The sequence below is a fragment of the Aerococcus sp. UMB7834 genome (genome assembly GCF_030215145.1).
GTDB lineage: Bacteria > Bacillota > Bacilli > Lactobacillales > Aerococcaceae > Aerococcus.
The window spans coordinates 1-11,746 of record NZ_JASOLI010000017.1; the positions used below are offsets into that span (position 1 = coordinate 1).

General features: G+C 51.2%; 3 protein-coding genes. 1 reads left to right on the top strand and 2 read right to left on the bottom strand.

Features of this window, described 5'->3' with window-relative positions; all coding sequences use genetic code 11:
• Window positions 1-947 precede the first annotated feature (947 nt).
• On the top strand, window positions 948-1,793 hold the full coding sequence (gene nadC, locus QP339_RS09545) for a carboxylating nicotinate-nucleotide diphosphorylase (RefSeq protein ID WP_284911316.1): 846 nt from the start codon (window positions 948-950) through the stop codon (window positions 1,791-1,793).
• Window positions 1,794-1,969: 176 nt separating this feature from the next.
• Here nadC and QP339_RS09550 read toward each other — a convergent pair whose 3' ends face one another.
• On the bottom strand, window positions 1,970-11,422 hold the full coding sequence (locus tag QP339_RS09550) for a collagen-flanked surface repeat-containing protein (protein WP_284911317.1): 9,453 nt from the start codon (window positions 11,420-11,422) through the stop codon (window positions 1,970-1,972).
• A 53-nt stretch (window positions 11,423-11,475) separates the two neighbouring features.
• On the bottom strand, window positions 11,476-11,746 hold a 271-nt coding region (locus tag QP339_RS09555; protein ID WP_284911318.1), incomplete at its 5' end, for a hypothetical protein.

Genomic DNA, 11,746 nt, shown 5'->3' on the forward strand with positions numbered 1-11,746 from the left:
TTTCGTTCACTGGAGCAAGTCACCAGAACAGTCTGAAAGACTGTGGCGGAGACTTGTGAAGTGACACGAAAGTTGCCAGCTCGAACCCAACTAGAAGGGTGCGAAGGTTGGTAGTCAACCCACAGACAGGATCCTGGAGTGTGGATTGATAGTGTTCAAGCCTCAAACAATATCCCCGAGTGTGGCTTGTCCGGCTTTAACTCTTAAATGAACCCCTCAAGTGTGGGTTGGCAGTGTTCAAGCCTCAAACAATATACTAGAGTGTGGGTTAAAGGCGATCTACCCACAATCAAATCCTTCGAGTGCGGGTTACAAAGCCGAGCCCAAGTTGGATATGAACAGATCAAAAATTAAAACATAAAAATAAGGATCAACAAGCTAGCAAAGGTCCTGCTAGCTTGTTTTCATTATGGAAAAAACCAGGTGTCTTACCTAGCAGAGCTTCTACTTGCCAACAGGAGGTATTGTTCGCTAGTTGCCGCCTTCCTACTTGCTATTGGAGGGCTCGTTCACAAGTTGCCGCCTTCCTACTCGCTAATGGGAGTCTCGTTCGCTAGTTAACTTGATTCTACTTGCTAACAAGGACCCTATTCGCTACTTGTCCTTTGCCAAATAAGCGTCAACTTGTAAATACATGTTCTGTTTGAAAGTTACTGCCATCCTACTTGCAAATAGAAATCTCGTTTAAAAGTTGCCGCCTTCCTCCTTTTAAATGAATGCCTCATTTGAAAGCTCCCACCAGCCTACTTACAAATTGAGGGTCTATTTGTAAGTCCCCGCCTCCCTAGTCACAAACGCCAGCCCCTTTTGAAAGTTAACAAAAATTTTCAAAGCGCCAGCAAAGAAAGCGCCAGCCTTTTAGCCCTGTAAACAAACCCAGACAGTTCAAATTTTTCGAACAAACTGGCCTATGCTATAATTGAAGAAAACGATCGAGGAGGATGCTTATGTTAGCCCTAAAAGACAGTGAATTGCAAACTCTCATTGAGACAGCCCTAGCCGAGGATGCGCCCTACTATGACCTGGCCTCGGAGGCGATTTTCCAAGGCCAAACAGGGACGGTTGACCTGATCGCCAAGCAAGAAGGGATCCTCTGCGGCCTGCCTATCTTCCAAGCCGTCTTCACCTATCTCCAGGAAGACAGCCAGTTCGATAGCTTCATTCAGGAGGGCGAGCGGATTGAAAAAGGCCAGACCATCCTAAGCATCCAGGCCAAGGCCACCACCCTCTTGACTGGGGAGCGGGTTGCCTTGAACTACTTGCAGCGCCTATCCGGGATTGCAACGGCAACGCGGCGATTTGTGGATGCCCTGGAAGGAACCGGGATTAAGCTCATGGATACTCGAAAGACGACGCCGGGCTTCCGCAATCTAGAGAAGTATGCGGTCCGGGTCGGCGGCGGCTACAACCACCGCCACGGCCTGTCTGACCTCATCATGCTCAAGGACAACCATATCGGCGCGGCGGGATCGATTACAGCGGCTGTCCAAGCGGTCCGGGAGGTCGACCCTTTCATCCATAAGATTGAAGTGGAGACAGAGAACCTGGACATGGTCAAGGAAGCGGTCGCTTGCGGAGTGGACATCATCATGCTGGACAATATGGACCACGACCAGATGGCGGAGGCCATTGCCTATATCGACGGCCGGGCCATTATCGAGGGTTCCGGCAATATGACAGCCGACACCGTCTCTCGGATAAAAGACCTGGACCTAGACTATATCTCCTCTGGCGCCATCACCCACTCTGCCGGCATCCTGGACCTCAGCATGAAAAATTTCCGGGTCAATTAAAAATTACGACTCAAACAAAAGAGCCCCCAGACTTGGCCGAGCAGTCAAGTTTGGGGGGGCTTTCCATAAATATTTTATAGCCAACAAAAAGCCCATCTTCACTTTCGAAGATGGGCTTTTTTCAAACTTTCCAGCTCGCTAAGCTTTGCTTTTCCCTTGGCTATAGTCGGAGGAGACTAGTCTTCTTTCTTCATTGGGAAGACAAGTAGTCCAACCCCTGCGAGGAGGGAGACAGCGAGTGCTGCGGTTGATACTTGGCTGGTTGAAGAAGTTTGTGGCAGGGTCTTAGCTACTACTTGTTTCGGTGTCGCCTTGCCCTTGTTTTCTTGACGAACTTTAGTCGTTGCAGGGTAGGTCACACGGTCAACTTGCACCTTAGCGGGTTGGTCTGGTTGGTTTGGTACTTCTGGTGTTGGGTTACCTGGTACGTTCGGTACTTCCGGCGTTGGATTACCTGGTACGTTCGGTACTTCTGGTGTTGGTTCACCTGGTACATTTGGTACTTCTGGCGTTGGGTCGCCTGGTACGTTCGGTACTTCTGGCGTTGGATTGCCTGGTACGTTCGGTACTTCTGGTGTTGGCTCACCCGGTACATTTGGTACTTCTGGTGTTGGCTCACCCGGTACGTTCGGTACTTCTGGCCTTGGATTACCTGGTACGTTCGGTACTTCTGGCGTTGGGTCGCCTGGTACGTTCGGTACTTCTGGCCTTGGGTTACCCGGTACGTTCGGTACTTCTGGTGTTGGGTCGCCTGGTACGTTTGGTACTTCTGGCGTTGGGTCGCCTGGTACGTTTGGTACTTCCGGCGTTGGGTTACCTGGCACGTTCGGTACTTCTGGTGTTGGGTCGCCTGGTTTTGGTGTTCTTGGCGACTCTGGGCATGGCTTGCAGCATGGGATTTCAATTTCCTCAGTCGTATGGTCTGAGAAGATGATGATCAACTTACCATTGCGGTTGTAGATCTTCTGTACGCTGCGGCCGTCCTTACCGTCCTTGCCGTCTTTACCGTCGCGGACGAAGTGACGGCTAGATTCCTTGCCTTCGCCATCTTTAACGATGACCCAAAGACCGGATTCACCCTTTTCATTCTTGCCTGGAACGGTTTCGAGGCTTGATGATGCGCCGTCTTTACCGTCACGGACGAATTCACGGGAAACTTCATTGCCGTTGCCGTCGAAGACAATAATCCATTGGCCAGATTCACCGCGGCTGTTCTTGCCTTCTTCCACCTTGACAGATGGGGTCTTGCCATCGCGGATAAATTCACGGCTTAATTCATTGCCCTTGTCGTCGGTAATGATGACCCAAACGCCGTCGTTGCCTTGGCTATCCTTACCTTTTTCGGTGCGGATGCGTTGGGACTGGCCATCCTTACCATCTTTACCATCGCGACCATCTTTACCGTCTTTGACAGTCGTGGTTGTGGTCGTGCCGTCTGGGTTCTTGATGGTGATGGTATGGCTGCCGTCGCCGTTATCTTTGACGCTGACTTCTGGGGACTTACCATCCTTACCGTCTCTAACTGTGGTGTTGGTGGTCGTACCATCTGGATTCTTGATGGTAATGGTGTGGCTGCCGTCGTTATTGTTTCGGATAGAAACTTGAGGAGACTTGCCGTCCTTACCGTCTTTACCATCGCGGCCATCCTTAACGGAACCTTCTGCTACAGCAGGTTGCGTAGTATCTGGCTGGCCAGTCTTAGGATCTACTGGGTAGAACTTAATCGTGGTCGTACCATCTGCACCCTTCTCAACCACTGGGGCAAAAGTCTTGCCGTCGATACCGTCGCGACCATCCTTACCGTCTTTGACAGTTGTCGTTGTGGTCGTGCCATCTGGGTTCTTAATGGTGATGGTGTGGGTCCCGTCGCCGTTATCCGTGGTGGTCACTTCTGGGGACTTGCCGTCCTTACCATTCTTCACAGTGGTGGTTGAAGTGGTGCCATCTGGGTTCTTAACAGTGATGGTATGGGTCCCATCGCCATTGTCCTTCAAGGAAACTTCTGGAGACTTGCCATCTTTACCATCTTTGACGGAGCCTTCTGCAACGGCTGGCTGCTTAGTATCTGGCTGGCCGGTCTTAGGATCTACTGGGTAGAACTTAATCGTGGTTGTACCATCTGCACCCTTCTCTACTACTGGGGCAAAAGTCTTACCGTCGATACCATCTTTACCGTCGCGGCCGTCTTTACCATTTTGACCGTTCTTACCATCTCTGACAGTCGTGGTTGTGGTCGTGCCATCTGGATTCTTGATGGTGATGGTATGGCTACCATCGCCGTTGTCTTTCACGCCAACTTCTGGTGTCTTGCCATCCTTACCGTCTTTAACCGTGGTCGTGGTGGTCGTGCCGTCTGGGTTCTTGATGGTGATGGTGTGGGTCCCGTCGCCGTTATCCTTGGTGGTAACTTCTGGAGACTTGCCGTCCTTACCATCTTTGACAGAGCCTTCTGCAACGGCTGGTTGAGTGGTATCTGGCTTACCAGTCTTAGGATCTACTGGGTAGAACTTAATGGTGGTCGTGCCATCTTGGCCCTTCTCAACGACTGGCGCAAAGCTCTTGCCATCGATACCATCACGGCCATCCTTACCATTCTTACCGTCTTTGACAGTAGTTGTGGTTACTGTACCACTTGGATCCTTGATGGTGATAGTGTGGGTTCCGTCACCGTTGTCCTTGCTGGTGATTTCTGGCGACTTGCCGTCTTGGCCATCTTTCACATAGCTTTCATGAACAACAGCGCCGGTTTCTGGATCTTTGACAATAATCTTAGTGCCGGCTTGGTTGCCAGGAGTGTTTGGATCGAGGTCGTCGACACGGGTCGCTTCAACGACTGGCGAATTGCCATCCTTACCGTCCTTCACAGAACCTTCTGCAACGGCTGGTTGAGTGGTATCTGGCTTACCAGTCTTAGGATCTACTGGGTAGAACTTAATGGTGGTCGTGCCATCTTGGCCCTTCTCAACGACTGGCGCAAAGCTCTTGCCGTCAATACCGTTCTTACCGTCTTTACCATCCTTACCGTTGACGCCATCTTTGACGAAAGTTTCGCTGATGACTTGGCCTGTTTCTGGGTCAGTCACTGTGACCTTGGTACCTGGTTGCTTACCTGGGGTGTTTGGATCGGCATCTTCAACCCGAGTGCTTTCAACGACTGGGGACTTGCCATCCTTACCGTTCTTAACGGTAGTAGTGGAGTTCACACTGCCGTCTGGGTTCTTAGTTGTGATGGTGTGGGTACCGTCACCGTTGTCCTTCACTTCAACCGTCGGGGATTGACCATCCTTACCGTCGCGAACGAATTGGGCAGATACGACTTCATCGTCAGTGAACTTGCCGTCGTTGTTCTTGTCGAAGTAGTTAATAATCCAGCGGCCAGGCTCTCCGGCTGCATTTGGTCCTTCAACGACGGTAGTGTAGGCAGACTTGCCGTTTGTACCGTCTTTGACTGCACCTTCTGCAATAGCAGGCTTGGTCGTATCCGCTTGACCTGTCTTAGGATCTACTGGGTAGAACTTGATGGTGGTTGTACCGTCTGCGCCCTTCTCAACCACTGGGGCAAAGGTCTTGCCATCCACGCCGTCCTTACCATCCTTGACGAAGGTCTCATTGATGACCTTGTCCGTGTCTGGATCTTTGACAATAATCTTAGTGCCGGCTTGGTTACCAGGGGTATTTGGATCAGCGTCTTCAACGCGGCTTGTTTCAACGACTGGTGCTTTACCATCTTTACCGTCTTTGACCGTGGTGGTAGTTGTTGTACCGTCTGGGTTCTTGATGGTGATGGTATGGGACCCGTTGCCGTTGTCCTTGGTGGTGACTTCTGGAGACTTGCCGTCCTTACCGTCACGGACGAATTTAGCGGAAACTACTTCATCATCAGTGAACTTGCCGTCGCCATTCTTATCGAAGTAGTTAATGATCCATTGACCTTGTTCGCCGGCATCGTTTGGTCCAGTGACTACCATTGTGTAGGCAGATTTACCGTCTTGACCAGCTGCACCCTTAGCACCGTCTTTGACTTCGCCAGTTGCGATAGGTTCTTGGCTCTTATCAGCCTTACCAGTCTTAGGATCTACTGGGTAGAACTTGATAGTTGTCGTGCCATCTGCACCCTTCTCAACAACTGGGGCAAAGGTCTTGCCGTCGACACCATTTGTGCCGTCTTGACCCTTGTCGCCTTTCTCACCCTTAGCACCGTCTTTAACAGTGGTTGTAGTGATCGTGCCATCTGGGTTCTTGATGGTGATGGTGTGCGTCCCGTTGCCGTTGTCCTTAGTGGTCACTTCTGGCGACTTGCCGTCTTGGCCGTCCTTGACGAAGGTTTCGCTAATGACCTTATCATTTTCTGGATCTTTAACGGTGATCTTGGTCCCGGCCTGGTTACCAGGGGTGTTTGGATCAAGGTCTTCCACCCGTTCGGTTTCAATGACTGGAGCCTTGGCGTCCTTACCATCTTTCACCGTGCCTTCTGCGACTGCTGGCTGATTGGTATCTGGCTTACCGGTCTTCGGATCTACTGGATAGAACTTGATAGAGCTTGTACCATCTTCACCCTTAGTCACAACTGGAGCGTAGGTCTTGCCATCCTTGCCGTCAGGGATAAATTGAGCCGATACCACTTCATCGTCGGTGAACTTACCGTCTGCATTCTTGTCGTAGTAGTTGATGATCCAACGGCCAGGCTCGCCGGCTGCGTTAGGTCCTTCAACAACTGTGGTGTAGGCGGACTTGCCATCCTTAACAGAGCCTTCCGCTACGGCTGGTTGAGTCGTATCTGGCTTGCCGGTTTCTGGGTTCACAGGGTAGAACTTGATGGTGGTTGTGCCATCTGCTCCCTTCTCAACAACTGGGGCAAAGGTCTTGCCATCGTCACCCTTGTCGCCTTTCTCACCCTTAGCACCGTCTTTGACTTCGCCGGTAGCGACAGGTTCTTGCTTGGTGTCTGGCTTGCCGGTCTTAGGATCGACTGGATAGAACTTGATCGTGGTGGTGCCGTCTGCCCCCTTCTCTACGACTGGAGCGTAGGCCTTGCCGTCTTTACCGTCCTTACCATCACGAACGAATTGAGCAGAAACGACTTCATCGTCGGTGAACTTGCCGTCGCCATTCTTATCGAAGTAGTTGATGATCCAGCGGCCTGGTTCATTGGCTGCATTTGGTCCTTCAACGACTGTGGTGTAGGCGGACTTGCCATCTTTAACTGCACCTTCTGCAACAGCTGGTTGGCTGGTATCAGGTTGGCCGGTCTTAGGATCAACTGGGTAGAACTTAATCGTGGTTGTGCCGTCTGCGCCCTTCTCAACAACTGGAGCAAAGGTCTTACCATCAGCACCATCTTTCACCGTACCTTCTGCAACAGCTGGTTGTTCGGTGTCAGCCTTGCCGGTTTCTGGATTCACTGGGTAGAACTTGATAGAAGTTGTGCCGTCTTGGCCCTTAGTTACTACAGGAGCGAAGGTCTTACCATTTTTACCGTCCTTCACTTCAGATTCACTTGGGGTCCCGTCAACGACATTACCTTCTGCATCGCGAACTTGTGGGGTCACCTTGATGATGACACCATCGTTAGCGTCGTTGCGGCGGGTTTCAACCTTAGGACTGAGGCCGTCTTTACCGTCCTTGCCATCCTTCACCTTGCCTTCTGCAACAGGGGCTTGGGTCGTGTCTGGCTGTTTAGTTTCTGGGTTAACTGGGTAGAACTTGATGGTAGTTTCGCCGTCTTTGCCTTTTTCGAGGACTGGGGCATAAGTCTTACCATCCTTACCGTCCTTCCCGTCTTTGCCGTTGCGGATAAATTGGGTAGAAACGATTTCGTCGTCGGTGAACTTACCGTCGCCGTTCTTGTCGAAGTAGTTGATGATCCATTGGCCAGGTTCGCCGGCTGCGTTTGGCCCTTCGACAACAGTTGTGTAGGCGGACTTGCCGTTGACACCGTCTTTGACTGTGCCTTCTGCAACAGCTGGTTTTGTAGTGTCTGGTTGACCAGTCTTAGGATCGACTGGATAGAACTTGATGGAAGTTGTTCCGTCTTTGCCCTTCTTAACGACTGGGGCGTAGCTCTGGCCGTCTTGGCCGTTTGCACCGTCTTTAACGAAGCTTTCGCTAATGACCTTGTCAGTTTCTGGGTCTTTAACAGTTACTTTAGTACCTGGTTGGTTACCTTCAGTCGTTGGGTCAGCGTCTTCTACGCGGGTCGTTTCAACAACTGGGCTCTTGCCGTCTTTGACTTCGCCGGTAGCAACTGGGGCTTTGGTCTTATCGGGCTCACCGGTCTTAGGATCGACTGGGTAGAACTTAATTGAAGTGACACCGTCTTGGCCCTTCTCTACAACTGGAGCAAAGGTCTTACCGTCTGCGCCGTCTTTAACTTCACCAGAAGCGACTGGGTCTTGCGTCTTATCAGCTTGACCATCTTTGCCAGCTGGGTAGAACTTGATCGTAGTTAGACCATCTTTACCTTTTTCGACAACAGGAACAAAAGTCTTGCCGTCTTGGCCTGGATCGCCTTTTTCACCCTTGGCACCGTCTTGACCTTTTTCGCCATCTTTAACGAAGCTTTCACTGATGACCTTACCGGTTTCTGGGTCTGTAACCGTTACTTTGGTTCCTGGTTGGTTACCTTCAGTCGTTGGGTCAGCGTCTTCTAAGCGTTCGGTTTTAACGACTGGGGCCTTGCCATCTTTGACTTCACCTTCTGCTACCGCTGGCTGAGTCGTATCTGGTTGCTTAGTTTCAGGGTTGACTGGGTAGAACTTAATGGTGGTGACACCGTCTTTACCCTTTTCAAGGACTGGAGCAAAGGTCTTGCCGTCAGCACCGTTCTTGCCGTCTTGGCCTTTCTCACCTTGGGCACCTGGATCACCCTTGTCACCCTTAGCGCCATCTTTGACTTCGCCGCTGGCTACAGGTTCTTTGCTTTCATCGGCCTTGCCGGTCTTAGGATCGACTGGATAGAACTTGATGGTTGAAACGCCATCTTGACCCTTAGTAATGACTGGAGCGTAAGTCTTGCCGTCTTGGCCATCCTTGACTTCTGTTTCGGTTGGGGTCCCGTCAACCACATTGCCTTGAGCGTCGCGAACTTGTGGGGTCACCTTGATGATCACACCGTCGTTGGCATCGTTGCGGCGGGTTTCAACCTTAGGCGTTAAACCATCGATACCGTCCTTAACCTCACCTGTCGCAACAGGGTTTTGGGTCTTGTCAGCTTCACCGGTCTTAGGATCGACTGGGTAGAATTTAATGGTGGTGACGCCGTCTTTGCCTTTTTCTACGGCTGGGGCAAAGGTCTTACCATCGATACCGTCTGTAACGAAGCTTTCGCTGATAACAGCCTTAGTTTCTGGATCTTTGACCACAATCTTGGTCCCTGGTTGCTTGCCGTCAACACTTGGGTCAGCATCTTCTACACGGCTGGTTTCAACGATTGGGGTCTTCCCATCTTTGACTTCGCCGGTAGCGACTGGGTCTTTGGTCTTGTCGGCTTGGCCATCTGCACCTGCTGGATAGAACTTGATGTGGGTCACACCATCTTTACCCTTCTCAACCACTGGGACAAAGGTCTTACCATTTTCACCGTTCTTACCGTCTTGGCCTTTCTCACCTTGGGCACCTGGATCACCCTTGTCACCCTTAGCGCCGTCTTTGACTTCGCCGGTGGCTACAGGTTCTTGGTTTTCATCGGCCTTGCCGGTCTTAGGATCGACTGGGTAGAACTTGATTGAAGTTGTGCCATCTTCACCCTTCTTAACCACTGGCGCATAGGTCTTGCCGTCTGCACCTTTTTTGCCGTCCTTAACTTCCGTTTCGGTTGGCGTGCCATCAACGACATTGCCTTGGGCGTCGCGAACTTGTGGGGTTACCTTGATAATGACACCATCGTTGGTATCGTTACGGCGGGTTTCAACCTTAGGCGTTAGGCCGTCCTTACCGTCCTGACCATCTTTAACCGTTCCTTCAGCAACAGGATCTTGGCTCTTGTCCGGTTGACCTTGAGCATCTGCTGGATAGAACTTGATGTGGGTTGTGCCGTCTCGGCCTTTTTCTACGACTGGGACATAGGTCTTACCGTTTTCACCTGGATCGCCCTTGTCACCCTTAGCACCGTCTTTGACTTCGCCTTTAGCGATAGGATCTTTGGACTTATCTGGTTGACCAGTAGCGTCTGCTGGGTAGAACTTGATGTGGGTTACACCATCTTGACCCTTCTCAACCACTGGGACAAAGGTCTTGCCATTTTCACCTGGATCGCCCTTATCACCTTTAACGCCGTCTTTAACGAAGCTTTCGCTCAAGACTTTATTATTTTCAGGATCTCTAACCGTTACTTTGGTCCCTGGTTGGTCGCCGTCTGTTTTTGGATCAGCGTCTGCTACACGGCTAGTTTCAATGCGTGGGCTCTTGCCGTCTTTACCAGGATCACCCTTGGCACCGTCTTTAACTTCGCTAGTTACAGGCTCGCCGTTAACCACTTCACCTTGTTCATTATAAGAACGTGGGGTCAGGGTAATGATTACGCCATCGTTAGCTGGGTTCCGTTTAACATCCACTAATGGGGTTAAACCATCGCGGCCATTTTTGCCTGGGTCACCTTTTTCACCCTTGTCACCCTTGACGCCATCTTTAACAAAGCTTTCGCTAAGGACTTCTTTGGTGACTGGGTCTTTGATAATAACCTTGGTTCCTGGTTGGTTACCTGTTTCTTTAGGGTCTGCATCGTCCACACGAGTGGTTTCGATCAACGGAGACTTACCGTCTGCACCGTCGTTGACCTCACCAGTTGCGACTGGTTTTTGAGTCTTGTCAGCTTCTCCGGTTGGGGTTGCTGGGTAGAACTTGATGGTGGTTACACCATTGTCGCCCTTCTCTACCACTGGAACAAAAGTCTTACCGTTGGCGCCATCTTGGCCTTTTTCACCTTGGGCACCTTGAGCACCGGTTTCACCCTTAAGACCTTGTTCACCCTTCTCGCCATCTTTGACGATGCCTTCAGCAACAGGGTTTTGGGTCTTGTCGGCTGTACCGTCTGCTTTGGCTGGGTAGAATTTAATGGTGGTTTGTTTGTTAGGCTCATCGCGTTCAACAACAGGAACAAAGGACTTGCCATCGGCTCCCTTTTCACCTTGGGCGCCTTGAGCACCGGTTTCACCTTTTTCACCGTCTTTGACAATGCCTTCAGCGACAGGTTTTTGACTCTTGTCGGCTGTACCATCTGTATTCGCAGGATAGAATTTAATAGTGGTTTGTTTGTTGGCGTCATCACGTTCAACAACAGGAACGTAGGACTTACCGTCTACCCCATCCTTACCCTTCTCACCTTGGGCACCGGTAGCACCAGTTTCACCCTTTTCACCGCGTTCGCCTTGTGGACCTTGGAGACCGCGTTCACCTGGGTCACCCTTGGCGCCATCTTTAACTTGACCGGTAGCGATAGGTTGTTGATCTTTATCAGGTGTGCCATCTTTTTTGGCTGGATAGAACTTGATATGGGTAATCCCATCCGCACCTTTTTCAACGACTGGGACATAGGTCTTGCCGTCTGTACCAGGAGCGCCGTCTTTGACTTCGCTGGTGGTTGGAGTTCCATTTTCAACTTGACCTTGGGCATTGTAGTGACGTGGGGTCACAGTGATGAGGACACCATCATTGGCATCATTACGACGGACGTCAACTAATGGCGTTAAGCCGTCGCGGCCGTCCTTACCTTGAGCTCCTTGAGCACCTTGTTCGCCTTTCTCACCTTGTGGGCCACGTTCGCCTGGGTCACCTTTTGGACCTTCTGGACCGGCAACACCTTGTTCGCCCTTCTCGCCTTTTGGACCCTGAGGACCAGCGACACCTTGTTCGCCCTTTTCACCTTTTGGACCTTGTGGACCGGCGACACCTTGTTCGCCCTTTTCACCTTTTGGACCTTGTGGACCGGCAACACCTTGTTCACCCTTCTCGCCTTT